The organism is Pseudoruegeria sp. HB172150 (genome assembly GCF_013184805.1).
GTDB lineage: Bacteria > Pseudomonadota > Alphaproteobacteria > Rhodobacterales > Rhodobacteraceae > Psychromarinibacter.
Genome location: NZ_JAATNG010000007.1, coordinates 246,636 through 272,109, shown reverse-complemented (window position 1 = coordinate 272,109; position 25,474 = coordinate 246,636). Strand labels below are relative to the sequence as shown.

Below are 25,474 nucleotides of genomic sequence, written 5' to 3'. Positions count from 1 at the left end.
GAACCGAACGCGCCGCCGAGCGTTTGGTTCCATGAAAATGCAAAAAAATGGGACTGACCATGCCAATGGACAAAGAGAGTGATTTCCTGTCGGTGAAAGTGGCCGGGCTGCTACCCTATCTTCGCCGCTATGCGCGCGCGCTTACGGGGAGTCAGTCGTCAGGGGATAACTACGCTGCAGCAACGCTGGAGGCGTTGCTGGTCGACCGGTCGGTCTTCGATCAGGGATTATCCGACAAGGTGGCGCTGTTCCGCGCCTTCCACCTGATCTGGAGCAGTGCCGGTGCCCCCGTCGAGGGTGGCGAAGACATCGGTATCGCGAAGCGGGCTCAACGCCATCTCGAGAAGCTGACCGCGAACACCCGCGAGGCGCTTTTGCTGCACACGGTCGAAGAGTTCTCGGTCGAAGAGATTGCCGAGATCATGCAAACCGACATCGACGAAGTGAAAGAACTGGTGTCGATCGCGCGTCGCGAGATGGAGGACAGCGTGAAAGGCAGTGTTCTGGTGATCGAAGACGAAGCGATCATTGCGATGGACCTGCAGGGGATCGTTGCCGATATGGGTCATGCGATCACAGGCGTTGCCCGTACCGCCTCCGGCGCTGTGTCGCTGGCAGAGAAGGAACGACCGGACCTGATCCTGTCGGATATCCAGCTTGCCGACGGTTCGTCCGGTATCGATGCGGTGAACGAGATCCTCAAGGGTGCCCGCGAAACTCCCGTGATATTCATCACCGCTTTCCCGGAACGCCTGCTGACAGGGGAACGGCCGGAGCCGGCCTTTGTCATCACCAAGCCCTATTCGGAAGAGCAGGTGCGCTCGGCGGTAAGCCAGGCGATGTTCTTTGCGAGTACGGAGACTTTGGAAGCGTGAGCTGATCAGCCGTTTCGGCGGCTGTCGGCTTTATTCTTCTGCGCGACAGAAACGAAGACACGAATGTGCCAAGGAAATAGTTGGCGCGGAGCGGCGAACCGCTCCGCGCCTTTCTCGTCCTACACTGGCGGCTTGCCCTGAACCGCGCGGGCGATAAGCGCGATCACGAACAAGACCAGGAAGACGAAGAACAGTACCTGGGCGATCCCGGCAGAAGCCGAGGCGACGCCACCAAAGCCGAACAACGCTGCTATCAGCGCGACGACCAGAAAAGTAAGAGCCCAACCAAGCATGTCTCATACCTCCTGCATTTGAGCTTCGTCCGCGTCCCATGACGCGTCGTATTGGGGAAGAAACGCCGGTTTTCGTGCCAGAGTTCCCAAAAAGATTTCTGCCGAAACCGGGAACCGTTGGCCTATAATTGCGTTAAATCTCCAAGAATCGCGCGCGAGCGCGCGTCAGAGAACTGTTTGAAGCAAGGAGTTTTGACATGGCAACCGCCGCCTCCACACCGAAAAGCAACGGAACGTCCACATCGAAGGATGTCGAAGAGTTGCAGGCGCAGATCGCCACGCTGAAGGCCGATATCACGGCGCTGACCGAAACCATGAAGACGATGGGCAAAACCCGCGCCGCGCAACTGCGGGAGCAAGGCGAGGCAGCGGTAGGTCAGGCGAAAGTGAAGGGTCTGGAGGCCTACGAACAGGCCGAAGCGTCCGTTCGAGAAAATCCCGCAATGGCTGTTGGCATTGCCGCCGGTGTCGGCTTTCTTGTTGGTGTGATCCTCGGAAGGAAGTAGGCCCACGTGTTCTATGGACTGCGCTACCAGTTGCGCGAACTGGCCCGGCGTTCCGCGCTGGGCCTTGTTGGTGTTCTGCTGCTACTTGTTGCGCTGGGTTTCCTGACCGCGGCAGGGTGGATCGCGCTGGAACAGGCGCATGATGCTTTGGTGGCCACGCTGGTCGTCGCCGCAGTTTATGCGGGCCTGGGGCTGATCCTGCTGGCCATGGCTGCGGTGAAACGTGCTCCGCCTCCGCCTCCCGCCCCGCCGCCGACGCCCGCATCCGCCGTGACCACCATCCTGGCGGCGTTCATGCAAGGGTTTGGGGCCGGAATCGCTTCGTCGCGCACCAAGCCCAAGGGTGACGACTAACCGGCAAGCAACGTGAAATCGACAAAGCCGCGCCGGAATGGCGCGGTATTTTAATGCTTTTCAGAAAGTTATTGACCCGAACCGAAACTTTAGCGGCGCGCATGCGTTTTCCCTTCAAGATCCTACGCTGGAACAAGGGGCAAACCCATGCTGACCAGAACACTTATCCTGGCTTCCGTCATCGCAGTACCGGCGCTTGCCGGCATCCAGATGGAAGCGTCCGACAAGCCGGTGACTGTGCCGGCGAGTTCGTCCGCCGTATTCGTTCCCGAAGATCGGCTGTATTTCACCGAGGTCGATGTGGATGCACTGATGCGTGCCGTCGTCGTCGACAATCGCGACAAGGTGGTCGGAAGCGTGGCGGAATTGGTGGTCTCCGATACCGGGCAGATCACGGACGCAGTGGTGCGGCTGACCGGCGGCCTGCTGGGTGTCAGTGGCGACCGCGTGAAAGTCAGCTTCGACCGGCTTCAGGTCGAGGAGCGAGGTGGCGTGGAACTGAAGAGCTTTGTTGTCCACGCCGAGCAAAGCCGCGAAGAGCTTAAGACATTGCCCGGCGTGGCAGATATCTGATCAGGCCTTGTCGGCTGTGGTCGGTGGGACTTCTTTCGCCGGCCGCGTGTCGTGCAGGACCAGAAGCCAGACCATGATCGGGATCGCCACGATCCCGCCAATCGGTCCCCATAGCCAGATCCCGAAAATCACCGACAGGAAGACAACCAGCGGATTTATCTGCATCTGCCGGCCGACCAGTGCCGGGGTAACGAACTGGCCCTCGATGAAGTTCATGCCCAGGTAGCAAGCTGTCGGGAGCAGGGTCATCGGACCGTCGAAGGCCGCAATGCCGGCATAGAGCAGCGCCAGGGCAAAGCAGGCCGGGCCAAGGTAGAGGACAAAATTGGCGAGAAACGCCAGCAGGCCCCAGACCGCTGCGCCGGGCACGCCCAGTTGACTGGTGACGATGAAGACGGCCACGCCGAGGCCGGCATTGATCATCGCGATTGTCAGAAAGTAGCGCGACACGCGCCATTCCGCCTCTAGCAGCCGTCGTTCGATATCTTCGCTGTCGTCACGGCCGGGAATGTGCCGCGACAGCCAGCGATAGATGTCTTCCCGCGTGGCGAGGAAGAAGAACAGCGTACCTGCAAAAACCGCGACACGCGCCAGGATCGAGGGTGCCAGCCAGAGTGCGTCGGCGACCGACGGCACGGGGGCGGACTCGGCCGGCGCAGACTCTTCGGCGGCGGGAACAATGGAAACAGTTGAAGCCGGGTCATCAAGCGAGATGGCCTCTGCCACGTCTTTCGACATCTCGGTAAGCCCACGCAGCGACGCGCGCAGATCGCGGAGAGATTGCTCGACATCCGACGCGACCTTGGGTGCCTGTTCCGCAAGCCTCACGGCAACCGGCTGCAGGAGCAGCAGCACGCCGCCTATCAGGAACAGTGCGAAGACCAGATTGATCAGCGCACCGAAGCGATGCGGGATGCCGACGCGTTCCCATGAGACCGCAATCGGCGACAGCACGATGCCTGTCACCAGCGCCAGCACCATCGGCGCCAGAATTGGCTCTGTCGCGGAAAGAATAGCACCGCCGGCCGCAAGGCCGACGGCGATCCACGAAGCGATGACGGGCCGCGGTAACAGGCTGCGGCGGACCTTACCGTCAGGCATGCTGCTGGGCTTTGCGCGGGCCGAAGAACAGCCACACGAGGAAGCCCAGGAACGGGAAGACGACCACGCCGAGAACCCAGGCCACCTTGCCGCCGGTGGACGTACGCGACTGGAAGATATTCACCAGTGCATAGACATCGAGGGCAAGCAGGATCAGCCCTCCGATACCGCTGAGTTCAAACATACTGAGTTCGGCCATCGTCATTCTCCAGGTTCGGAAACATGCGCGGAAATCCGCTTTGGGACTAACGCTGCGGAAGCAAAAGAGGTTCCCGATCTGACGTCACGTCGTTGAGTATTTTGTCCACAGAAACCGTCGGTCAGAGAAGTCCTTAACGCTTTACCGAATCGTCCCGGCGGGTCATAAAAAATTCATGAAATGGGACAGTGAGGGGGCGTCTGCCGCCCATATTGGGCTGGCACGCAGGATCAACAGCCTGTCTGCCAGCGAATTGCATGAGTTCGTGCAGAAACGCCTGCACGAGCGCGAATTGCATAGGATCGTGCATCAGCTGAACGAGGCGGTTCTGTCCAAGAACTCCGCCAGTTCCAGCATCGCACGGACCGCATTGAACCGTCTGGGGTTCGCCGACTAGCGCGGCGTTGGGGCCAGACAAAAAGAAACCGCCGCGTACCCGGGGCACGCGGCGGTTCTTTTTTGTCCGCGCTGTGCGCGTCTTACATGTCCATGTCGACTTTGAAGAACAGGGTCTCGCCCGAGCTGTCGTCGACACCGTCATTATCGGTGGCGGCGAATGCGTGGCCTTCGACGTCGATGGTGAAACCTTCGATCTTGTCGACCACGAAGCCATTGAGAGCCTGCAGGTCGGGGATGAAGTCGTGCACGAGGGTCTTGGAGACCAGCGGCAGTTCCTCGGTCAGGGCGACAGGCTCCAGATCGCTGAGCGGCACCGAGTACAGCGCCTTTAGCTTGGCATTGCCGCCGATCTGGTTGTCACGCTCGATGATGTAGATCACGTCGCCACCGGCGTAGGTGATGTCGCTGAGGCCGACCCAGCCGCTTTCCACCGGCTCGGTCGGGTAGGCAACGCCACCCCATTCCTTCGACTCGAGATCGTAAGAGAGCAGTTTGACCTGGTTCTCCGGATCGTCGTCAAAGCCGCGCTGGATGGCGACCCACAGGGTGTCGCCGATGCGGGTCACGCCCTCGGCGGCCCAGCGGCGTTCGACCGCCATGATCTCCTTGGGGAAGGGGATCGTCTCTTCGATCTCGCCATCGTCGGCGACATGGTAGATCGCGTGCAGGATGCCACGGTCGAGGCGGCCTTCGGAGGCGACGTAGAAGGTGCCGTCTTCGTTGGCGAAGACACCCTCGAGGTCGATGCCCTGGGCCGGAACGCCCTCACGCGTGATGACCAGCTTGTCAGTGATCAGCGCGGGGGTCTGGGTGGCGTCGATGGTGAAGATCGCCGGCTGCATGCCGTAGTAGCTGTCGGAGATGGCATAGAGCTTGCCGTCTTCGGTCGCGTCGGCGGCAAGGCCCGACAGGGCGCCCCAGCCGATCGGCACGTCGCCATCCATGGTGGATTTGATCTGCGGATAGGCGGCGGGGCCGTCGCCCAGTTCGTAGATCATGACATGGGCGCGGATGCCGCCGTCGGGGCCAAGGTCTGCCTCGTTGGCGGTCACGACCAGGTTCCGAGACGGGATCGCGTAGGCGCCTTCCGGCCCGATGCCCGAGGGCAGGAGCTGAACGAATTCCGGGTCGCCGCCGGTGTCCTTGTAGACGCCGACCAGGTTGGCGCGTTCCAGCAGGAGGAAGATGTAGGTGTCGTCGCCGAAGAAGCCGACTTCCATGCCTTCCGGTTCCACGCCCTTGTTGCCGGAGCGGTCTTCCGGGTAGTGGCCGGCCATGATGGCCTCGTACTCGATGCCGGTGCCGTTCTCGTAAAGCTCGGTGCCATCCTTGTTGAAGATGGTGAAGCCGCGCGAGCCGCCGTTCCAGTCGCCTTCGTTGGCGATGACAATGCGGTCGTCGTCCAGCCACTGAACCGCGTCGGGCTCACGCAGGCGGCCATCCTGGCTGTCGGTGAAGACGAGGGCGCCTTCTTCCTTGGTGTCGATGTTCTTGAGGTCCACAGCGCCGGCCGAGAAGTCGTTGGCGATGGTTCCGTCCGGGTTCACGATGACGATGTGGTTGTTTTCCTGCAGCGTCACGGCGATCTGGCCGAGGCTGTTGGTGTCGACGAATTCCGGCTCCGGGTCTTCCGGTGCGATGTCGGCGAGGCCAGTCATCTCGACGGTGATGATGCCGTCGCAATCCATGGCGCCGTCGGCGACGGGAACGATCTGCAGCGCGCCGGCGGGCATCTGCGGCAGACCGCCGTCGCCGGCATCCTCGTCGCGCTCGTTCTCGATGGCGATGGCGACGAAGGAACCGTCCTTGGCGGGCGCGGTGGAGTCCGGCTGGCCGAACAGGACGCATTCACCGGTGATCTCGCCGGTTGCGGTGTCGATGGAGACCATCTTGCCCGACGGGTTGGTGTAGCTTTCCGACGTGTTCACGCCAGCGAAGGCGATGGTGCCGATGACGGAAACCGCGGTGGGTTCGCCGTCCATCTCGACAGTGCCCTTGCCCACGGGCGCGGAGGGGTCGGTGATGTCGACCATGCCGATCACGCCCAGCGGGCTGTCGGAATAGACCAGCGTCATGCCGTCCTCGGTCACCGAGATGATCTCGGGCGAAGTTTCGGTGTCCATGTCGGCGCCGGAGTTCTCGGATACCGGGTAGCTGGCGATGCGGTTGAAGACTTGCGCCTCGGCGCCGGCGGCAAGGGCCAGCGTGGAGGCTGCAAGGAGAAGTCTGCAGAGCATGTCGGAATCTCCCCTCGTTGCTTTATGCCGGCTCGGGCTAACGGGGTTGCGCGACAGTTTGGTGACAGATTGCGGATTGACTGTGGGCTGCCTGAAATTCAGGCGCGCAGGTTCGCGACGACGGGTTGGCGCATCAGCGCGAAGGCCGGGATCAGGGCGAGCACGCTGGTGATCGACAGGAAGGCGAGGGCGAGATGGATCTCTGACCAGCCGAGGCTGGCCTCGACGAGGATGTCGGTGCGCAGCGTCACGATGCGGGACAGGACGGCGGAGGCGGCGAAGCCGAGCGCGACGCCCAGTGCGGTGCCGGCCGCAAGCAGCAGCACGCCGTAGAGCCAGATCACAGCCATGATGAAACGGCGCGGCGAGCCGAGCGCGCGCAGCATCGCGACCTGCCGCTGGAACAGACGGGTGAGAATGAACAGGCCGAGCAGCACGCTGGCGGCGACGAGGACCTGAGTGACGACGGACATCAGCGACATTGCCTGACGTACGTCGCCCATCACGCGGTAGAGGTTGGCCAGCACTGAGCCGGGGAAGAAAGCCATCATCTGGTTGTCGCGGGTGAATTCGGAGCGGAGCGCGTAATTGGCCCACAGCGCATCGGCCCGGACAATGATGGCGGGGGTGCCTGGAAAGAACTTGGCATCGTAGGGCGGGCCGATCTGTTCGCCGGATTCCGGGGCATGGCCGTTGGCGAGGCCGTGCACCTCCCACACCGCTTCGATAGGGATCAGGATGGCGCGGTCCCAGGGGGTGCCGGTACGCGGCATGCGTCCGACGACGGTGAAACCCGCGCCTTCGTGGGCGTGTTCCTCGGCGGCATCGCCGACGCCGTGGGCGGGAGTGAAGCTGTCGCCGATTGCCAGATCGACGGCGGCGCCGGTGACGGCCTCTTCATGTGTTTCCCAGAGCCGGCCGTCCAGCTCTCCGTCGGTAAGGTAGGTGACGAATTCGGCGGTGGTGCCGACGACAGGCGCGTTGTTGAAGCTGTCGCCAAAAGCGATGGGGGCGGCGATGCTGACGTTCTCGTGTCCGGCCACTTCATTAAAGGCGTTACCGTCGAGCAGGCCCACATCGGAGGGCTGCAGGAATACGGTGGCCAGCATCATCGTCAACTCGCTGCCGGGGGCGGCGACAACGAGGTCGAACTTGTCGGCGGAATTGGCCATGCCGCGCCGCAACCCGCGTTCCTGCGCGATCAGGCCGATGCCCATGCCGACCGAGACGGCAATCAGCAGGATGAACATCAGGTTGGCCCAGCGGAACCGCCACAAGATCGCGTGGGCGAGCGGGAAGGGGGCATAACCACGGATCAGCAGGACCGCCGCGATGAGGATCGGCAGGATCAGCGCGATGCTGACGATCAGGTCCTGCGCAAGAACCGGCAGGCTGTTCCAGAGACCCTCCATCAGGCGGCCATCCGGTCCTCGGTGACACGACCGTCCTCGATGGTCAGAACGCGATCCATCCTGTCCAGCAGGTGCAGGTCATGGCTGACGGCGATCAGGGTCGTGCCGGCGTCTCTGGCGAGCGCGGTCAGGTCGCCGATCAGGGCGTCGGCCGCTTCGCGGTGCAGGCTGGCGGTGGGTTCGTCAGCGAGCAGGATCGCCGGGTTGTGGGCGAGGGCGCGCGCGACGGCAACGCGCTGGCGCTCTCCGCCAGAGAAGCTGGCGACGGAGCGGGCGGTTTCGGGCAGACCGAGGTGGCGCAGACGGTCGGCGGCGCGCAGCGAAATGTCGGAGCGGTCGGCGCGACGGCGGAACATCGACGCGAGCTCGGCATTGCCCTGCGCGGTGAGTTCCTCGAACAGCAGGAAGTCCTGAAAGATCATCCCCATGTTCTGCGCGCGGAAAGCGGTGCGCCGGCGATCGCCGAGGGAAAGGATTTCCGTATCACCCCAGTGAACCTGGCCGCTGGCTTTTTCCCAGAGGCCCGCCAACGCATAGATCAACGTGGACTTGCCGGCACCCGACGGGCCGCGCACGCCCAGCAGCATCCCCGCAGGCAGTTCCAGCCGGTCCAACGTCAGGATTGCAGGTCCGCCGGGACTGTGGATGGCCAGGTCGGCCACGCTGAGCGGCAGGGTCATCGGTCGTAAGTTGCGTCGGTCAGGCGAATGAGGCTGAGGAACCCGGTGTCGGGATCCTTGTAGCTGCCCATTTCCAGCAAGCCGCTGGTCTTGATCTTCACATTGAACGGGACCACGTCGATCACCCGCTTGGTGTAAATGGCCATGATGTCATCGGGCCATTCCGCTTCGGTCTCGCAGAACGGGCAGACGGACATCGGAATGCGGGTGAGCACGAAAAACTGGCTGTCGGCCTTGAGCGGCGGCGCCATGTAGCCTTCGACAGTTATCCGGTTTCCATCGAGCTGATAGGCAAGGTCGGAAAAGCCGTGGCCCATGCCGTAGAGCTCGCGCATCTTCAGCGTATTGTCGTTGGCGGCAGACGCGGGCGATACGAATGGGGCGGCCAGAGCGGAAAGCAGCAATGTGCGGCGGGTAAGCATCGGATCCTCCGGAATCGGTTCGGGAAGGTTGCCCGAATTCTAATTCGAAGAGGGCCCCACGTCAGGGGGCCCTCCCGCAGTAAGGAAAAAAGGACGCCTTACTCGGCGGTCGCGGCGTGCATCATCACGTGGAAGATGATGTTCTGCTCGATCGTCCCGTCGAAGAGATGCGCCCAGGGGCCTTTGGCATAGACAGCGACGTCTTCACCCGAGTGGGTTTCCGACGACATCGGCAGCATAGCCTGCTGCAGGAAGTCCGGGTCCATGGCTTCTTCGTTGGTCAATTCAGCGCGGCCTTCCGGCGCGGCAAAAGAACCGTCCGACTGTTCGGTCAGGAGCGAGCCTGCGCCGTTCAGGTAACCGATGACGGTGTAGGGTTTGCCGTCGGCGGCGGTGAGCGCCTCGCCCGAATGCTCGATGCCGGTTTGCGCGACGTCGTAGCAGAGGCCGGTGATCGGCGAGCCACGGCCGCAGTAGCCGTTGAACGCGATGGCGTGCTCGTGGTCGGCGGTCACGACGATGAGCGTGTCCGCGTCATCGGTCATCTCGTCGGCCAGCGCGACGGCCTCGGCCCAGGCCACACCGTCGGTCAGGGTGCGGTAGGCGTTGCCGGCGTGGTTGCCGTGGTCGATACGCCCGGCTTCGACCTCGAGGTAGTAGCCGTTCTCGTTTTTCGACAGGTACTCGATGGCTGCAGCGGTCATCTCGGCCAGCGACGGCTCGTTCTCGCGGTCTGCCTCGTAGAGCATGTGGCTGTTTTCGTAGAGACCGAGGACCGGGGCATCCGAAGCAAGGTCGAGACCGTCAAAGCCGGCCTGATCGGTGACGAAGGCAGCGCCCAGTCCTTCGGCGCGTTCGATCAGGTTGGTGTCATCAGGACGATGACCGCCCAGACCGCCCAGTTCCATGCCTTCGGGCAGGAAGTAACGGCCGCCGCCACCCATGGCGAAATCGACAGTGCCGGCTTCCATGGCGTCGATCAACTGGGTCGCGATGTCCGCCTGGGCGGTGCAACCTTCCGGGATTTCGTCTTCCCAGTTCCGGTTCGCGGTCTTTGCGTAGACGGCAGCCGGAGTGGCGTGGGTGATACGGGCAGTGGAAACGATGCCTACGGACTTGCCCATCTCGGTCATCAGTTCCGAGAACAGGGTCAGTTCGTTACCTTCGACGGTCGAGCAATCGTCGTGGATCGCGTCTTCGCCGAGGTTGATCAGGTTGAAGCGCTGTTTGACACCGGTGTTCATCGAGCCGGCGGTGGGTGCCGAGTCCGGCGTCTGGGCGTTGATGTTGTAGGTTTTGACCAGCGCGCTGTAGAAGCCGGGCTGCTCGTAGGGCAGAACGTAGTCTTCGCCCAGGCCACCTTCCTGCTGGCCCATGAACAGGCGGGTGGCGTAGTTGGTGCCGACGCCGTTGCCGTCTGCGATCATCAGGATCACGTTCTTGGCCTGGGCGGTGTTCGCCATCCGTGCGAGTTCAGCCTGGATGTATTCCTGGCCAGCCGAGTACCAGTCGCTGTCCATCTGGACGATGGTTTGTGCATTGACGGTTGTGGCCGCAGCCAGCGCGGCTGCGGAAATGCATAAGGTCTTCATGTGGAAACTCCCTGGAATGGTTCCACCTGCTGCTTCGGACGCAGGTGTGTTGAACGTGTAAAAGTCACATGAAGCTTTCGTGACACCTTGGAGGGACCGCATTCGTACGCCGGCTGGTCCCCGGAAACGGGCCCGAAGCCGGGCAGGCCAGCAGCTGTCGGTTGCCGTAACCCGGACCTTCCGTCAGGCTTTTCGGCGCGGATCCCCAGTGGTCCGGAGACGGAACGCCGGCGTGTCGGTGCCCAGTTTCCGCCATATTCACTTCGCGCTCCGAAAACCCGGGAGCAGGTGCGATTCGCGTGACGTGGCAGCCTGGTCAAAGGTTAATTGAATATGGACACTGTATAATTCGTTCAATTCGCGCTGATTGAGAGAGGCGAGGCAACTTGAACGACGTTGGGTAAAGGTATGGCTGAAACCCGAAACGAGTATTCGTCGGCAGTAGTTGACTGATTTTCAACACAAACACGCCATAATTTACGAAAAATTGTCAAAATCCAGGCTTTGTTGTGGCTGAGGTGTTCCCTAGAAATAGGATCGTGCCAATGCGAGGGCAGCCATCATGAGTGTGTCGAATTCGGACAAGAATACAGGTCATTCCAAGCCGGGAAGCGATTCCGGTCATGCGAACGGAACAGAGGGTGCCCGGGTTTACCAGGCGGACATCGACGATCGGGATCAGGTACGGATCGACAATCCGGGTGGCGCATTCGACGACCACTCAATCGCCACGATGCAGAAGTATAGCGGACAGGATACCTACACCCAGCTTGACGGCACCGGCCAGGATGCGGGTGAGGATGTCACGATCGCCTATGATGGCCGCGGCTGCGAAGTCGACACGGTCGAGGTGAATGTCAGCGACTTCGAAGGGAATTTCCGCCTGCACGTGAAAAACATGCAGTCGATGGATCAGTTGAACCTGGCCAATGTGTTGAGTTTCACCGCGCTGGACGCGCAGGGCAATGCAATCTCTCCCACATTCACTGCGACGAACCTTTACGGTCATGGCGAGGGTGGAGATGCGAACGGCGATGCATTCGGGGATGCAAGCTATCGTCTGGAGGAAACGGACGACTGCCGCCCGGCCGCATACGAAGTCACCTATCTTCACGCCAATGGCGAAGAGAAGACGATCTGCCTTGAGCTCGATGTGGCCGGTGGGCACCGGACCAATGTGAACATCGACTTCGCGGACGAAATGCCACCGCCTATCTGTTTTGCCGCCGGAACCGGGATCCGCGTACAGGAAGGTATCAAACGGGTTGAGGATCTGATGCCCGGTGACATGGTTCTGACCAAGGACCACGGCTATCAGCCGCTACGCTGGATCGCGCGGCGGGTTCTGCACGCGTCGGAACTGGCCCGTCAGCCAAACCTGCGGCCGATCCGGATCAGGGCCAGAGCGTTTGGTTCAACCCTGCCGGAGCGCGACCTGCTAGTTTCGCAACAGCATCGGGTTCTGATCGGCAACTGGCGTTGCGACGCGATGTTTGGCGAAGATGAACTGCTGGTTCCGGCAAAGGCGCTGGTCAACGATCACAGTGTGACTGTGGAGAATGGTACCGACGACGTGACCTATTACCACTTCAGCTTCGATAGCCACGAGATCGTCTACGCCAATGGGTTGGAGGCAGAAAGCTTTCACCCGGGCGCAAACGGACTGTCGACACTGGATAATGCGGCCAGGGCGGAACTCTTCCGAGTCTTCCCGCATTTAGAAAGGGATACTGAAACATTCGGCGCGCCGGCCAGACCGGTTTTGCGCGCCTACGAGGCCCGCGCACTTATGTCGGACTAGACAGCCCCGACGGCGCAGGTAGATCGGCCGGCACGGGGGCGCCGGCCGATTTCCTTTTTCAGAGACGTGTATCCATCGAGTTCGGCTAGTGGAGATTGCCTAGCCGCACAGCCAACGATTGTGCCTGCAGCGCCAGTTCCATCGTCCGGAAGCAATGTTCCTGCGCCATGGCGGTTTCTGTGCGGTCGCGGATGTCGGCGGCGAGAGCGGGGAAGTACGGCAGTCCCGCATCCGCGCAGTCGATGTATTCGCAGCGCGTCCCGTTCACGAGGAACAGGTGGTTGGTCCCGTCGCGCCCGGCGACGTCGACGTACTTTCGCAGCTCGATATAGCCTTCTGTCCCGAGGATCGTCAGGCGACCGTCGCCCCAGTTGGGCAGCGCATCCGGCGTGTACCAGTCGCAGCGGATATACCCCTGACCGCCCGAGCCGCGCAGCAGGATCTCGCCGAAATCCTGCAGACCGGGGTCCTTTGGATTGGCGAAGTTCCCGACGGAGGAAGAGACGATCTGCGCTTCGTCGCTGCCGGTGAAGAACAGGAACTGCTCGATCTGGTGGCTGCCGATATCGCAGAGGATGCCGCCATATCTCTGCTCGTCGAAAAACCAGCCCGGCCGTGTCGGACGGTTCAGCCGGTGCGGTCCCATGCCGATTGTCTGGATGACGGTGCCGATTGCGCCCTCGGCCACAATTTCGGCGGCTCGGGTGACGGCAGGGACCTGAAAATGCTCGGAATAGTTGACTGACCAGATGCGGCCGGTCTCTGCCTGAACCTTGCGAATCTCGGCCAGCTGCGCCGCAGTGGTGCAGCCGGGCTTGTCGACCATGACGTCCTTGCCGGCGCGCATCGCCTCGATGGCCACTTCGGCACGGTCGGCGGGAATGCCGGCGATCAGGATCAAGTCGATTTCCGGATCCTCGATCAGCGCGGCCCGGTCCCCAACGCGGGGCAGGTCGGGATACCGTTTCACGAAGCCCGGCAGCGTGCCGGGCTCGCCCTCTGTCCACCAGCCTTTCGCGGTGGCGCCGATGTCCAGCATGTTGCCGAGCATGTCGTAGCTGTGGCGGTGATCGATTCCGATCACCCCGATTACGGGTCCTGTCATCTAGTCCTCCATCCGGATCGCGCGGCCCTCGTCGGAGGAGCGGATCATCGCGTCTATCAATTGCTGTACGCGCAGGGCGTCCCTGCCCGACGGCACCGGTTCCTGACCGTTCGACACTGCATCGGCGAAGGCAGAGATCAAATCCATGTGCCAGTCATGCGGAAAGGCCATCGGATCGGCGCCGCCGCCCGTGCCGGTGGCTTCCTCGCCAATCGTCTCTTCGGTCCCGTCACGCCAATGCACCCGGAGAATGCCGGATCTCAGGGTCACGCTGCCCTTTGTGCCGTCCAGGCGGATCGATTCCGGTTCGCCGGGATATGCGGCGGTGGTGGCCATGACGGACCCCACGGCGCCGCTGGCAAAGCGCAAGCCTGCGGTGGCGAAATCCTCGCATTCGAGACTGTGCAGGCCGGTAGTGGCAGCAAGCGCCTGTACCTCGGCAACGGGACCGGTCAGCGAGAGCATCAGGTCGAGCGTATGGATCGCCTGGCTGATCAGCACGCCGCCACCGTCGCGCGCCCGCGTTCCGCGGCCGGGCGCATCGTAATAGGATTGATCGCGCCACCAGGGCACCTCTGCCCGGACCAGTTCTATGGAACCAAGTGCGCCGTCTTCCACCATCTGCCGCAGTTTGACAGAGGCCGCGCGAAAGCGGTGCTGGAACACGACGCCGAGCTTGACGCGGGCACGATCGCAGATGTCGATACAGGCGGCGGCCTCCTCGGCCGTGCGGCCGAGCGGCTTCTCGCTCAGAATGTGTTTCCCGGCTTCGGCAAAGCTGCGGATCGGGTCCAGCCGCGCGTCGGGCGGCGTCAGCAAAAGCAGTGCGTCGACGGCAGGATCGGCCACAAGTGTTCCGAGGTCGTCGGCGACCGGAAATCCGTATTCCCGCGAGAACGCCTGCCGCGTTTCCGGGTTGCGTGTGTAGACGCCGCAGACGTCGATCCTGTCCGACAGGTCGCGCAGGGCCCTGGCATGCGGCAATGCGGCCATTCCGGCGCCGACCACGGCAATGCCGAAGCGGTCAATCATGAAATTCCTCCCTATCTGTGACTCCCATATCACCGGTTTTGCGAACAAGTCACTCCACGGGTTTGCCAATTGCGCGGACCCGTGCGAAAGCTGGTTACCGTGGGGTCGTGAAAGGGTATTTCATGCTGAGGCATTTCTTGGGGGCAGCCTTGCTATTGCTCGGCGCCCTGCCGACTGCAGCCCAGTCGGTGATAGATTGTGACGGTTGGCAGGCGTCCGCGCGGAACATCGCGGAGCCATGGGAGACTTTTTCGCGCGGCTATGCCAACGGTGAGATCCGCGTGGCGCTGTTGGATACGATCGAACCGGCCGCGGGTGCATTCTATCTGCTGGTCCTGACGCCGCCACGCCAGGAGCTTGGTGACCGGATTTGCGGTATCGTGGCGGAGGACGATGGCGGCATAGGTTTCGCGGGGCTTGATTTTCAACAGATTGCGGCGGCATACGAGCCGGCGACGGGTCTGACGTTGCGTATGCCCGCACAGCGGTTCGCGCCCGCGACCGCCGGCTTCGACCCGGCGATCCTGGCTGTGAGCATAAACCAGGCAACCGGGGTGATCGCCCCGCGATTTGAAATTCCCTGAGACGGATGAAGACCTTATGATCCTCGGCATCGGCACAGACCTTGCCAATATCGAACGGATCGCGGAGACGCTGGAACGTTTCGGCGACCGGTTCCGCGACCGTGTCTTCACCGATGTCGAGCAGCTGAAGGCCGAGCGGCGCCGAGATGTCGCCGGAACCTATGCCAAACGCTGGGCCGCCAAGGAAGCCTGTTCCAAGGCGCTGGGCACCGGGTTGCGGATGGGGATCTCCTGGAAGGACATGGCGGTCACCAACCTGCAGAGCGGCCAGCCGCAGATGCATCTGACCGGCTGGGCGGCGGAACGGTTGGCCAACATGACGCCCGAAGGATACGAGGCCATCGTCCACGTGACGCTGACCGACGATCATCCTTGGGCGCAGGCTTTCGTGATCATCGAGGCCCGGCCGTTGCCTTGACACTTACCTGCGCCGCGCCCATGACACGGGCGACACAACGCGAGGCAGGTATGAGCATGTCCGAGAAATCCGGGTTCGGCGACGGGATCGTCGAGACGATCAAGACCATCGTCTACGCGCTTTTGATCGCCGGCGTGTTCCGGACACTATTCTTTCAGCCTTTCTGGATACCTTCCGGTTCCATGAAGGACACGCTGCTCATCGGTGACTTCCTGTTCGTGAACAAGATGGCGTACGGCTATTCGCAGTATTCCTGCCCGTTCGCGATGTGCCCGTTCTCGGGCCGCATCCTGGGCTCCGAACCGGAGCGCGGCGATGTTGTCGTGTTCCGTCATCCCAGCAGCGGGTCGGACTTCATCAAGCGGGTCATCGGCCTGCCGGGCGACAAGGTGCAGGTGACCAACGGCGTCGTTTCCGTCAACGGTGAAGAGGCGACGCAGGTGCCTGACGGCCAGTTCATCGAAACCTATGAACAACAGGGTCCGGCACGGAACCTGCCGCTGTGTCAGAACCGCAGCCCGGGCATCGGCGCGGATTGCATCAAGGACCGCTATCGCGAGACTTTGCCGGGTGGCGTCGAGCACTCGATCCTGAACATCGGCACCAACAGTCTGGACAACACCCGCGTCTTCACGGTGCCGGAGGGGCATTTCTTCTTCATGGGGGATAACCGGGACAACTCGACTGACAGCCGCGTGGCGCAGCCGGCGGGTGTGGGGATGGTGCCCTACGAGAACCTGATCGGCCGCGCGGACCGGATCATGTTCTCCTCAGCGGGGCGGTCGATGCTGTTCTTCTGGACGTGGAGGAAGGACCGGTTCTTCAAGGCTATCGAGTAGGTTGGTTACTGGCCGACTGGCTTGACTGGGATGGCCGGACGGGACGCAGAGAGTTCGGGATCTTTCTGGCGATCTATTTCGCCACTGGCGTGATCGCCCAGGCGATCTCGGCCATAGAAGCCACGCCCGAGGCAATACGCGTGGCCCTCGTGATACTTCTGGCTCTGCTGCTTTATCCTCTGGCGGGGTTCAGCGTGCGCCGCTTCCACGACATAGGCGTGTCCGGGCTGAACGCCTTCTGGGTCTTTGTTCCGGTCGTCGGTCTGGTGGTCCTTGCCGTCCTGCTCATCAAACCATCGCGCGACAACCCGGACCTTGAGATCTATCCGGCGGAATGGCCCATTGCCGGCCTTACGCTGCTGACACTCATCGTTCTGTTCGCCGCGTCGCGCATTTTCTGGCAGCCAGTGATGATCCCGTCTGGCAGCATGAAGCCGACGCTTCTGATCGGTGACTACCTCGTCGCGACGCACTTTCCCGGTATGCCGAGGCGGGGCGACGTGGTGGTGTACCAGCATCCGGAGCGAGTGGGCCGCCACATTTCACGCGTAATCGGGTTGCCGGGGGAGACGGTGCAGCTTCGTGACGGCGCCATTTTCATTGACGGCACGGTTGTGGACTCCGTCGAACTGGAGCCGTTCGTGGAGATCTTCGAGGAGCAGGGGCCGATGGACCTGTGGCCGCAATGTACGAATTTCGGCCCGGCGCCGGGATCGGACTGCATCAAGCGCCGGCGGATGGAACTGCTTCCTGACGGCGAAAGCCACGCCGTTCTGGATATCCGAAATGGACCGCTCGACAACACGCCGTCCTTTGAAGTGCCCGAAGGGCATGTGGTTCTGATCAGCGACAACCGCGACAATGCAGTCGATAGCCGCCTGCCGCCAAGCGCCGACGGCGTCGGTTTCCTTCCGGTCGGCAACATCATTGCCAAAGTCCGGCTTGTGGTCTTTTCTACCGCCTCAACATCGCCCCTGGCCGTCTGGGCATGGCGGCCGGGCAGGTATTTCGAGGTCGTTGAATGAAACTGTCGGCGGATCAGGCCGCATTCTGCAAGCGTCTGGGCCATGAGTTCGCCCGGCCAGAGCTGCTTCAGCGGGCGCTGACCCATGCCTCGATGTCCTCGGCGACACGGCCCGACAACCAGCGGCTGGAGTTTCTGGGCGACCGGGTGCTGGGGCTGGTGATGGCAGAGGCGCTGCTGGCCGCCGACCGTGACGCGACCGAGGGACAGCTGGCGCCGAGGTTCAACGCGCTGGTGCGCAAAGAGACCTGCGCCGACGTGGCCGAGGCGTTGCGGCTTGGCGAGGTGCTGCGGCTCGGCCGGTCCGAGATGCTGTCGGGCGGGCGGCGCAAGCTGGCACTGCTGGGCGATGCGATGGAGGCGGTGATTGCCGCGGTCTACCTGGATGCCGGGTTCGAGGACGCGCGGGACGTGATCCTGCATGCCTGGGGCGACCGGATCGGCGCGGTCGAGGAAGACGCGCGCGACCCGAAGACGGCGCTTCAGGAATGGGCGCAGGCCAAGGGTCAGAAGCCGCCGAGCTATATCGAAATAGGCCGGACCGGGCCGGATCACGCCCCGGTCTTCACCATCGAGGTGCGGCTCGACAGTGGAGAGACCGGCCGCGGCGCGGCCCCGTCGAAACGGCGCGCCGAACAGGCGGCGGCGCAGGACCTGCTGGAGAAGGTGGTCGTCTAAGCGGCTAATGAATCATGCGGCCGCGTTGCCTCAGATCGGCCCGCCAGAGCCTCTTGCGAATGCCGGCAGGCTCAAAGCGGCTATATTTTCCGCCGGAGTATTTTGGCCAGTCGATTGCAAGGCCCATCTTGACGAGTTCCGCCGCGACGTCTCTTCCGTCCGGGAGATGACACGTGGCCACAACGCGCCCATGGACATCGGTTTCCTTCACCGTGGCGGTTACGACCTGTCCTTTGCACAGGCTAACCATCGCGAATTTGGATTTCTGTCCGTAGGGATGGTCCAGTTCGGGCGCATCGATTCCGCCGATCCGGATACGAGCTTTCTGGATGACGATCGTATCGCCATCGATGACATAGGCGCGTCCGACGATTTTACGTTGCGTCTCGACAGGTGCAGGCCGACGAGTTTCGACCGAGATTACAGTCCGGGAGACAATCTCTGTTCGAATCTGCGGTCGCCTTTCGGCTCTAACAGTCGGGGGCGGCCCAATTCGATTCACGGGCGTTAATGCCCGGAAAATCATACGCAAAAGTCCCATCGGCTGAACTCGCTAACTGTCAATTTGTTTCGTTCCTAAAAGGGTTATGCCCTGATCGGCATAAATTAACCACCTGTGCGGCCCGTTCGTGGACTGCATTGAACTAGTCTTTGGTGACGGGATTGATTATGTCGCCAACATCCAGATCTGCAGGAATTCCATGACAACACGCGCCGGTTTCGTTGCCCTGATCGGAGAGCCCAATGCGGGCAAGTCCACGCTTCTGAACGCGATGGTGGGGACCAAGGTGTCCATCGTGACCCACAAGGTTCAGACGACGCGGGCGCGGATCCGGGGCGTTGCGCTTGAGGGTGAGAGCCAGATCGTCTTTGTCGACACGCCCGGGCTGTTCCGCCCGCGGCGGCGGCTGGACCGGGCGATGGTGGCAGCAGCCTGGACCGGCGCGGCGGATGCAGACGTGATCGTGCTGATGATAGAGGCGCATCGCGGCGTGACCGAAGGCCTCGAGGAAATCCTGAAGGGACTGGAGGAACGCGGCAGCGGCGCGCCGGTGGCGCTTGCGATCAACAAGATTGACCGGGTGCAGGCGCCGGTCCTGCTGGGCCTTACCAAGGAAATGAACGACCGGTATCCCTTTGTAGAGACATTCATGATCTCTGCGGAGAAACGGCGCGGCGTCGATGACCTGCGGAAATGGCTGGCCGACAGGATGCCGGAAGGGCCGTGGCTGTATCCCGAAGACCAGATCGCCGACCTGCCGATGCGGATGATCGCGGCGGAGGTCACGCGCGAGAAGCTGACTTTGCGGCTACACCAGGAACTGCCCTACCAGCTGACGGTCGAGACCGAGAGCTGGGAGGAAAAGGACGACGGGTCCGCGGTGATCCACCAGATCATCTACGTCGCGCGCGACGGGCATAAGGGGATCGTGCTGGGCAAGCGCGGCGAAACCGTGAAGGCCGTCAGCCAGGCCGCCCGCGAGGAACTGCGTGAGATGCTGGAGCGTCCGGTACACCTGTTTCTGCAGGTCAAGGTGCGGCCGAACTGGCTGGACGAGGCGGAACGGTATTCGGCGATGGGGCTCGACTTCTCGGACGGCAACGGCTGACCCGATGGTCCGGCTGACGGCGGAACTGTGGGTGCAGGCCTACCTGACGCGGCTGCGGCTGCAGGAGATCCCGGCCTTCGTTGTTTCGAAGGGCGACGTGACGGCGGGGGCAGTGCTGGTCAAGCAGAACCCGCTCGATGGAAGCGCGGTGCTGTACCAGCGTTCGGTCGACCTGATGACCGGCGCGCGGACCTGGGTCGTGCTCGCCGAAGGGCCGGAGGCGGAGGTGGACGCGGCAATCGCGCGGCAGCGCGGGTTCGACCCGGACCTGTGGGTGATCGAGGTGGAGGACCGCGCGGGCCGGCATCTGCTGGACGAGGAGGGTCTGGACAGTTAGCGCCTTTGCGCTTTCTGCAGGAACCGCCTCAGCCGGCGCCGGATCCGCAGGTGCGACAGGGCGAGCAGCGCGTAACCGGCGATAAGGAACCCTTCCATCAGGCGCGAGACGTTCCATGTCAGCTGCGGCCAGGTCAGGCGTCCCGGATCGAGGAACGGGTAGGGGTAGATCCCGTCGGCGGCCCCGCGCAACAGCGCGTAGGCGAGGTACAGAACCGGCCAGATCATCCAGAGCAGGGGATCGACCCAGCCCAGACGGTCGGTTCGGCCGAAGGCCAGCCACCAGACGAACACCAGCAACGGCACGATGCCGTGCACGGCCTGGTCGGCGTACCAGTTCAGGCCCAGCGGCTCCCACAGGTCGGCCAGCAGCAGGCGGTAGACCAGCCCTGCCGCGCCGATCCACAGCACAAGCCCGGCGACCAGGCTGTCATGCATGCGCCTGCCGGTGACTGTCATCCAGCCGAAGGCGAGAATGACGATGGCATTGCTAAGGATGGTGAAGTAGCGGGCGAGGTACCAGGCAGCTTCGGGTGCGCTGCCGCCGGTGATCCGCAGGGTGACGACAAACTTCAGCACCAGCGCGACGAGCGCGGTGCAAGCCGTCAGTGCCGCCAGAAGGCGGGCGGGAAAGGCAAGCAGCATGCAGACAATCTGAACCGGTCATGCGCTGTGGCAAGTGCTTGAACCCAATGACCCTGCGTGAATAGTGGCGGAATGGAGTGGCGCGATCAGGGAATATTGCTGTCCAGCCGCCGACATGGTGAATCCGGGGCGATCATCGAGGTGTTCACGCCCGGTCACGGCCGGCATCTGGGCGTCGTCCGCGGTGGCGGCAGCCGCAAGACCGCGCCTGTGCTGCAGGCGGGTGCGCAGCTTGACGTGACATGGAAGGCGCGGCTCGAGGCGCATCTGGGGGCCTATACGGTCGAGCCTCTGCGATCCCGCGCGGCGGGTCTGATGGGCGACCGGCTGGGCCTGTCGGCGCTGAACGCGGTGACGGCGCTTTTGTCCTTCGCGCTGCCGGAGCGGGAGGCGCACGAGCCCCTGTATCATCGGTCTGTCGCCCTGCTGGATCTAATCGGCGAGTCCGAGCTGTGGCCGCTGGCCTACCTGCATTGGGAACTGGCGCTTCTGGACGAGATGGGGTTCGGGCTGGATTTCTCTTCCTGCGCCGTGACCGGCGCGACGGACGGGCTGGCCTATGTCTCGCCCAAGACCGGCCGCGCGGTTACCGAGGCGGCGGCCGGCGCGTGGAAGGACCGGCTGCTGCCGCTGCCGCGCTGTCTGCTGGTGCTGCAGCCGGCGCCGCCGCAGGAAATCGCGCAGGGGCTTCGCACGACGGGCTACTTTCTCGAGCATTGGCTGGCGCCGGCGCTGGGCGATAAACCCCTGCCCCCGGCGCGGCAGCGGCTGGCGGATCTGCAGGCGCGGTTGGTCTAGGGCTTGCCAATACCCGCGCGATTGGAAAGAACGGCGGGCAGATTTCTGGGAGGAGCAGAGATGAAGACGATCGCCGGGCTCGACCGGATCGGAGAGGAAAACGCCTTTGCCGTGCTGGCCCGTGCGGGCGAGCTGGCCGCGGGCGGAATGGACGTCATCAACCTCGGCATCGGCCAGCCCGATTTCCCGACGCCGGAGAACATCGTCGAGGCGGCGGTGAAGGCACTGCGCGACGGGCAGCATGGCTATACGCCCGCCACGGGCATCCCGGCCCTGCGCGAAGCGGTGGCGGCCGACCTGCACCGGCGCTTCGGGGCGGAAGTCGATCCGGGCCTCGTGCTGATCGTGCCGGGCGGCAAGGTGACGATGTTCACCGCGATCCTGATGTTCGGCGAGCCGGGGGCAGAGATCCTGTATCCGGACCCGGGCTTCCCGATCTACCGCTCGATGATCGAGTTCACCGGCGCCAAGCCAGTGCCGATCCCGATCCGCGAGGAGAACGGCTTTGCCTTCTCGGCCGAAGAGACGCTGTCGCTGATCACCGACAGGACGCGGCTGATCATCGTGAACTCGCCTGCGAACCCCTGCGGCGGCGTGACGCCCAAGGCTGAGGTCGACAAGCTGGTTGCCGGGCTCGCCGACTGGCCCGAGGTCGCAGTGATGTCCGACGAAATCTACGACCAGATGCTCTATGACGGGGAAGAACACGTCACGCTGCTGGGCTATCCCGAGATCCGCGACCGGCTGATCCTGCTGAACGGCTGGTCGAAGACCTATGCGATGACGGGCTGGCGGCTGGGCTATTCCGTCTGGCCCAGGGAGCTTCACGACAAGGCACGCAAGCTGGCTGTGAACGCCTGGTCCTGTGTGAACACGCCGTCGCAATACGCCGCGCTGGAGGCTTTGACCGGTCCGCAGGACGCGGTCGGCAAGATGGTCGCCGAGTTCGACGCGCGGCGGAAGCTGGTCGTGGAACTGGCGAATGATTTGCCGGGCGTCTCCTGCATCACGCCGAAGGGGGCGTTCTATGCCTTCCCGAACGTGTCGGAGACAGGGTGGAAGGCCAAGAAGCTCGCATTGGCGCTGCTGGAGGAAACCGGCGTCGCTACTGTCGGCGGGCCGGATTTCGGCGTGCTGGGCGAAGGATATGTGCGGCTGAGCTACGCCAACAGTCAGGACAATATCCGCGAGGCCCTGGGCCGGATGAAAGCGTTCCTGTCATAGGTCTGACCCGTCAGCCCTTTGCGCGCTTCCAGGCAAGTGCGGCCACTGCGAGGTCACCGGCAGAGATACCGCGGAAGACAAAAGCGGAGGGGCCATCGGCGGGCTCCGCCCCTTTCGTGACGAGGTCGATCAGATCGCCGTCGATCAGCTCCGCCGGGGCAAGCGGCTTTGGCATCGTCTTTTCCTGCGCCAGATCGTCGACATATAGGCGGCCGAACGTTTTCTGACCTTCCGGCTCCCAAGGAATGCCGAGGTCGGTGATCGCGGCGAAGCCGCCGGGCTTCAGCCACCGCGCGTCGAGGAATGGCGCGATGGAATGATCCAGCGTCACCGAGCTGACGACGATATCTGCGCCGGAAATCGTGTCCTTCGCACTCGCGCGTTCCGCCGACAGGCCGAGGTCCCGCGCGATGGCGGCGAGCTTGTCGATGCCCGGCTGGCTGCGGCTGTAGATGCGGACGTGTTCCAGCGGGTAGAGATCCTTGAACGCACGCAGGTGGCTTTCGCCCTGTACGCCGGCGCCGATCAGTCCAAGCGTGCGGCTGTTCGGATCGGCGAGACGGCGGGCCGCGGTCGCGGACAGACCGGCGGTGCGGACCCCGGTGATCCAGTTCGATCCCATTGTTGCGACCAGCGCACCCGTCTCGCTGTCGAGCAGCATGATCGCGCCGTTGATCGCCGGAAGGCCGCTGGCCTTGTTGCGATCATTCACCTGCACCGCCTTGACCGCGATCACCCCGGCATCGTCGGACGCAGCGAGGGTCGCCATCATGTAGCGGCCATCCGTCGCCGTCACCGCGGTTTTCGGCGCGGCGGAAAGCGTTCCGGCAGCGATGCCGCGAACCGTGTCCTCGATTGCCTCGACGATCTCTTCCGTGGTCAAGCCCAGCCCGGCCAGCGTGTCGTCGTCCAGATGCGTTATTGTCATGCGCGGTCCCCGTCCTGCCGCGCCAGTGTGTCGAGGCAAAAGGACGGGTGCAACCGGATGTCTAGCCGAGCAGCCGGCGCGCGATCACCTGCGCCTGGATTTCGGCGGCGCCCTCGAAAATGTTCAGGATCCGTGCATCGCAGAGGATGCGGCTGATCTTGTATTCCAGCGCGAAACCGTTGCCGCCGTGGATCTGCAGCGCGTTATCGGCAGCGGCCCAGGCGACGCGGGCGCCGAGGAGTTTTGCCATCCCCGCCTCGAGGTCGCAGCGGCGATCCTCGTCCTTTTCGCGGGCGGAATGATAGGTCAGCTGGCGGGCGACCATGATCTCGACGGCCATCATCGCCAGCTTGGAAGCGACGCGCGGGAAAGTGATCAGGGGTTTGCCGAACTGGTGCCGGGTTTCGGCGTATTGCATCCCCTCTTCCAGCGCCGATTGCGCCACGCCGATGGCGCGGGCAGCGGTCTGGATACGGGCGGATTCGAAAGTCTGCATGAGCTGTTTGAAGCCCTGCCCTTCCACGCCGCCGAGCAGGTTGTCGGCCGGAACGCGGAAGCCGTCGAACCCCAGTTCGTATTCCTTCATGCCGCGGTAGCCCAGCACCTCGATCTCACCCCCGGTCATGGCCGGGGTCGGGAAGGGATCATCTGAGGTGCCGGGCGTCTTTTCGGCCAGAAACATCGACAGGCCCCGGTGGTCGGTCGAGGCGGGGTCGGTTCTGGCAAGCAAGGTCATTACATGGGCGCGGGCGGCGTGGGTGATCCACGTCTTGTTGCCGGTGATCTCGTAGGTGTCGCCGTCAAGGGCGGCGCGGGTGCGAAGCGAGCCGAGGTCGGAGCCGGTATTCGGTTCCGTGAACACGGCAGTCGGCAGGATCTCTCCGCTGGCGATCTTCGGCAGCCAGTGCGATTTCTGCTCGTCGGTGCCGCCGCAGAGGATCAACTCTGCCGCGATCTCGGACCGGGTGCCGAGCGAGCCGACGCCGATATACCCGCGTGAGAGTTCTTCGGAGACCACGACCATCGAGGTCTTGGACAGGCCGAGACCGCCAAGATTCTCCGGGATCGTCAGGCCGAAGACGCCCATTTCGGCGAGTTCGCCGATGATCTCCATCGGGATCAGTTCGTCCTTCAGGTGCCAGTCATGGGCGTGCGGCACCACCTTTTCGTCGGCGAAGCGCCGGAACTGGTCGCGGATCATCTCCAGTTCGACATCTAGCCCGGTGGCGCCGACGGTGGCATGACCATGATTGCCCCGCATCAGCTCGACGAGCCGCAGCCGGGCAGCCTGGGTGTTACCGCGCTGAGTCAGGGTCATGACCTCGGGCACCATCAGTGTGCGCTGGTCTTCCTGCGTCAGGTACATGTCCTGCGGGCGGGCGGTCTCGCCCTGGCTCATCGGGATACCGCCGTAGATCTGCCAGAGGTATTCGCCGAATGCGATCTGGTGGATCAGCCGTTCCGTCTCGCCAAGGCGGCCCTCGGTTTCCAGCTGCTCGGCCCAGTGCTGCATCTGGCGAAGGGATTCGACATAGGTCGACAGCCAGGCCAGCGCGTGGGCGGCGGTCTGGTGCTGTTCAAGCTGGTTTGCAGAGACCTTGCCCGCCTCCGTCACTTCGGCGCGAATCCGGGTCCGCGCCATGTCGAGCAGGCGTTCCGCCGGTCCGATGGCGGCACCGGTAAGGGCAAGCAGGTCCGGCAGATGCGCGGTGCTGTTGTCGGTATCCTGTCCGTCGAGCGGCATGCGGGGTCTCCTTACTGGTCCGGTCGGGGATAGTGTGTTTGCAGCCGTGGCGCAATAATAATTCA

Annotated in this window: 29 protein-coding genes; 15 read left to right on the top strand and 14 right to left on the bottom strand. The window is 63.2% G+C overall.

The window, feature by feature from the left end; translation table 11 throughout:
• Positions 1-59: 59 nt before the first annotated feature.
• Positions 60-875, top strand: a complete 816-nt coding sequence (locus tag HCO70_RS23255; RefSeq protein ID WP_371742319.1) for a response regulator — start codon at positions 60-62, stop codon at positions 873-875.
• A gap of 119 nt (positions 876-994) precedes the next feature.
• Here HCO70_RS23255 and HCO70_RS23250 read toward each other — a convergent pair whose 3' ends face one another.
• Positions 995-1,168, bottom strand: coding sequence for a DUF1328 domain-containing protein (locus tag HCO70_RS23250; protein WP_172300290.1), 174 nt, complete (start codon positions 1,166-1,168; stop codon positions 995-997).
• A gap of 197 nt (positions 1,169-1,365) precedes the next feature.
• Between HCO70_RS23250 and HCO70_RS23245 the strand changes: the two genes are divergently transcribed.
• The 3 genes from HCO70_RS23245 (at position 1,366) to HCO70_RS23235 (ending at position 2,601) form a co-directional block, all read left to right on the top strand.
• Entirely contained in the window at positions 1,366-1,674 is a 309-nt protein-coding gene (locus HCO70_RS23245) for a YqjD family protein (protein ID WP_172300289.1), read from the top strand.
• Between the two features lie 6 nt (positions 1,675-1,680).
• Positions 1,681-2,028 (top strand): phage holin family protein, encoded by a 348-nt coding sequence (locus HCO70_RS23240; RefSeq protein ID WP_172300288.1) that lies wholly within the window; start codon positions 1,681-1,683, stop codon positions 2,026-2,028.
• Between the two features lie 147 nt (positions 2,029-2,175).
• A complete protein-coding gene (locus HCO70_RS23235) occupies positions 2,176-2,601 on the top strand; it encodes a hypothetical protein (protein ID WP_172300287.1) in 426 nt (141 codons plus the stop codon).
• On the opposite strand, the gene HCO70_RS23230 is transcribed toward HCO70_RS23235, so the two are convergent.
• Together HCO70_RS23230 and HCO70_RS23225 are read right to left on the bottom strand one after the other, a co-directional pair.
• Positions 2,602-3,702, bottom strand: coding sequence for an AI-2E family transporter (locus HCO70_RS23230; RefSeq protein WP_172300286.1), 1,101 nt, complete (start codon positions 3,700-3,702; stop codon positions 2,602-2,604).
• Complete coding sequence (locus tag HCO70_RS23225; RefSeq protein ID WP_253913442.1) at positions 3,695-3,901, bottom strand: PLD nuclease N-terminal domain-containing protein; 207 nt, start codon at positions 3,899-3,901, stop codon at positions 3,695-3,697. The genes HCO70_RS23230 and HCO70_RS23225 overlap by 8 nt, the downstream gene beginning before the upstream one ends.
• 175 nt (positions 3,902-4,076) lie before the next feature.
• Between HCO70_RS23225 and HCO70_RS23220 the strand changes: the two genes are divergently transcribed.
• On the top strand, positions 4,077-4,298 hold the full coding sequence (locus tag HCO70_RS23220) for a hypothetical protein (RefSeq protein WP_172300285.1): 222 nt from the start codon (positions 4,077-4,079) through the stop codon (positions 4,296-4,298).
• 82 nt (positions 4,299-4,380) lie between these two features.
• Here the strand turns inward: HCO70_RS23220 and HCO70_RS23215 are convergent, their stop codons facing one another.
• The 5 genes from HCO70_RS23215 to HCO70_RS23195 all read right to left on the bottom strand — a co-directional run bounded on the left by HCO70_RS23215 (position 4,381) and on the right by HCO70_RS23195 (position 10,643).
• Entirely contained in the window at positions 4,381-6,537 is a 2,157-nt protein-coding gene (locus HCO70_RS23215; protein ID WP_172300284.1) for an esterase-like activity of phytase family protein, read from the bottom strand.
• Positions 6,538-6,635: 98 nt separating this feature from the next.
• Positions 6,636-7,949: an ABC transporter permease gene (locus tag HCO70_RS23210; RefSeq protein ID WP_172300283.1), complete on the bottom strand. Its 1,314-nt coding sequence runs from the start codon at positions 7,947-7,949 to the stop codon at positions 6,636-6,638.
• A complete protein-coding gene (locus HCO70_RS23205; RefSeq protein ID WP_172300282.1) occupies positions 7,949-8,629 on the bottom strand; it encodes an ABC transporter ATP-binding protein in 681 nt (226 codons plus the stop codon). The genes HCO70_RS23210 and HCO70_RS23205 overlap by 1 nt, the downstream gene beginning before the upstream one ends.
• Complete coding sequence (locus HCO70_RS23200; RefSeq protein WP_172300281.1) at positions 8,626-9,051, bottom strand: hypothetical protein; 426 nt, start codon at positions 9,049-9,051, stop codon at positions 8,626-8,628. Before HCO70_RS23200 ends, HCO70_RS23205 begins: the two co-directional genes overlap by 4 nt.
• Before the next feature lie 98 nt (positions 9,052-9,149).
• Complete coding sequence (locus HCO70_RS23195; RefSeq protein WP_172300280.1) at positions 9,150-10,643, bottom strand: alkaline phosphatase; 1,494 nt, start codon at positions 10,641-10,643, stop codon at positions 9,150-9,152.
• A 562-nt stretch (positions 10,644-11,205) separates the two neighbouring features.
• On the opposite strand from HCO70_RS23195, the gene HCO70_RS23190 reads away from it, so the two are divergent.
• On the top strand, positions 11,206-12,444 hold the full coding sequence (locus HCO70_RS23190; RefSeq protein WP_172300279.1) for a Hint domain-containing protein: 1,239 nt from the start codon (positions 11,206-11,208) through the stop codon (positions 12,442-12,444).
• Positions 12,445-12,529: 85 nt separating this feature from the next.
• Here the strand turns inward: HCO70_RS23190 and HCO70_RS23185 are convergent, their stop codons facing one another.
• Both HCO70_RS23185 and HCO70_RS23180 read right to left on the bottom strand, forming a co-directional pair.
• Positions 12,530-13,549, bottom strand: coding sequence for a Gfo/Idh/MocA family protein (locus tag HCO70_RS23185; RefSeq protein ID WP_172300278.1), 1,020 nt, complete (start codon positions 13,547-13,549; stop codon positions 12,530-12,532).
• Positions 13,550-14,581: a Gfo/Idh/MocA family protein gene (locus HCO70_RS23180; protein ID WP_172300277.1), complete on the bottom strand. Its 1,032-nt coding sequence runs from the start codon at positions 14,579-14,581 to the stop codon at positions 13,550-13,552.
• 107 nt (positions 14,582-14,688) lie between these two features.
• Here HCO70_RS23180 and HCO70_RS23175 point away from each other — a divergent pair, with 107 nt between their 5' ends.
• Genes HCO70_RS23175 through rnc form a run of 5 tightly spaced genes read left to right on the top strand, consistent with a single transcriptional unit; the run spans position 14,689 to position 18,124 of the window.
• The gene (locus HCO70_RS23175) at positions 14,689-15,165 is read left to right on the top strand and encodes a hypothetical protein (protein ID WP_371742318.1); all 477 of its coding nucleotides are present in this window, start codon (positions 14,689-14,691) and stop codon (positions 15,163-15,165) included.
• Positions 15,166-15,181: 16 nt separating this feature from the next.
• Positions 15,182-15,583: a holo-ACP synthase gene (gene acpS / locus HCO70_RS23170; protein WP_172300276.1), complete on the top strand. Its 402-nt coding sequence runs from the start codon at positions 15,182-15,184 to the stop codon at positions 15,581-15,583.
• A gap of 50 nt (positions 15,584-15,633) precedes the next feature.
• Positions 15,634-16,422 (top strand): signal peptidase I, encoded by a 789-nt coding sequence (gene lepB / locus HCO70_RS23165; protein ID WP_172300275.1) that lies wholly within the window; start codon positions 15,634-15,636, stop codon positions 16,420-16,422.
• On the top strand, positions 16,386-17,447 hold the full coding sequence (gene lepB / locus HCO70_RS23160) for a signal peptidase I (RefSeq protein ID WP_172300274.1): 1,062 nt from the start codon (positions 16,386-16,388) through the stop codon (positions 17,445-17,447). Before lepB (HCO70_RS23165) ends, lepB (HCO70_RS23160) begins: the two co-directional genes overlap by 37 nt.
• Positions 17,444-18,124, top strand: a complete 681-nt coding sequence (rnc, locus tag HCO70_RS23155; protein WP_172300273.1) for a ribonuclease III — start codon at positions 17,444-17,446, stop codon at positions 18,122-18,124. Before lepB (HCO70_RS23160) ends, rnc begins: the two co-directional genes overlap by 4 nt.
• A 4-nt stretch (positions 18,125-18,128) precedes the next feature.
• On the opposite strand, the gene HCO70_RS23150 is transcribed toward rnc, so the two are convergent.
• Positions 18,129-18,665: a thermonuclease family protein gene (locus HCO70_RS23150; RefSeq protein ID WP_253913441.1), complete on the bottom strand. Its 537-nt coding sequence runs from the start codon at positions 18,663-18,665 to the stop codon at positions 18,129-18,131.
• Between the two features lie 160 nt (positions 18,666-18,825).
• Here HCO70_RS23150 and era point away from each other — a divergent pair, with 160 nt between their 5' ends.
• Both era and HCO70_RS23140 read left to right on the top strand, forming a co-directional pair.
• Positions 18,826-19,734: a GTPase Era gene (gene era, locus HCO70_RS23145; protein WP_172300271.1), complete on the top strand. Its 909-nt coding sequence runs from the start codon at positions 18,826-18,828 to the stop codon at positions 19,732-19,734.
• 4 nt (positions 19,735-19,738) lie between these two features.
• A complete protein-coding gene (locus tag HCO70_RS23140; RefSeq protein WP_172300270.1) occupies positions 19,739-20,071 on the top strand; it encodes a DUF1491 family protein in 333 nt (110 codons plus the stop codon).
• Here the strand turns inward: HCO70_RS23140 and HCO70_RS23135 are convergent.
• Positions 20,068-20,715, bottom strand: coding sequence for a Pr6Pr family membrane protein (locus HCO70_RS23135; protein ID WP_172300269.1), 648 nt, complete (start codon positions 20,713-20,715; stop codon positions 20,068-20,070). The genes HCO70_RS23140 and HCO70_RS23135 overlap by 4 nt on opposite strands.
• A 72-nt stretch (positions 20,716-20,787) precedes the next feature.
• Between HCO70_RS23135 and recO the strand changes: the two genes are divergently transcribed.
• A complete protein-coding gene (recO, locus tag HCO70_RS23130) occupies positions 20,788-21,513 on the top strand; it encodes a DNA repair protein RecO (RefSeq protein WP_172300317.1) in 726 nt (241 codons plus the stop codon).
• Positions 21,514-21,573: 60 nt separating this feature from the next.
• Entirely contained in the window at positions 21,574-22,737 is a 1,164-nt protein-coding gene (locus HCO70_RS23125) for a pyridoxal phosphate-dependent aminotransferase (RefSeq protein WP_172300268.1), read from the top strand.
• Positions 22,738-22,747: 10 nt separating this feature from the next.
• On the opposite strand, the gene HCO70_RS23120 is transcribed toward HCO70_RS23125, so the two are convergent.
• The gene (locus tag HCO70_RS23120; RefSeq protein WP_172300267.1) at positions 22,748-23,665 is read right to left on the bottom strand and encodes an NAD(P)-binding domain-containing protein; all 918 of its coding nucleotides are present in this window, start codon (positions 23,663-23,665) and stop codon (positions 22,748-22,750) included.
• Between the two features lie 61 nt (positions 23,666-23,726).
• Positions 23,727-25,409: an acyl-CoA dehydrogenase family protein gene (locus HCO70_RS23115; RefSeq protein WP_172300266.1), complete on the bottom strand. Its 1,683-nt coding sequence runs from the start codon at positions 25,407-25,409 to the stop codon at positions 23,727-23,729.
• Positions 25,410-25,474 lie beyond the last annotated feature (65 nt).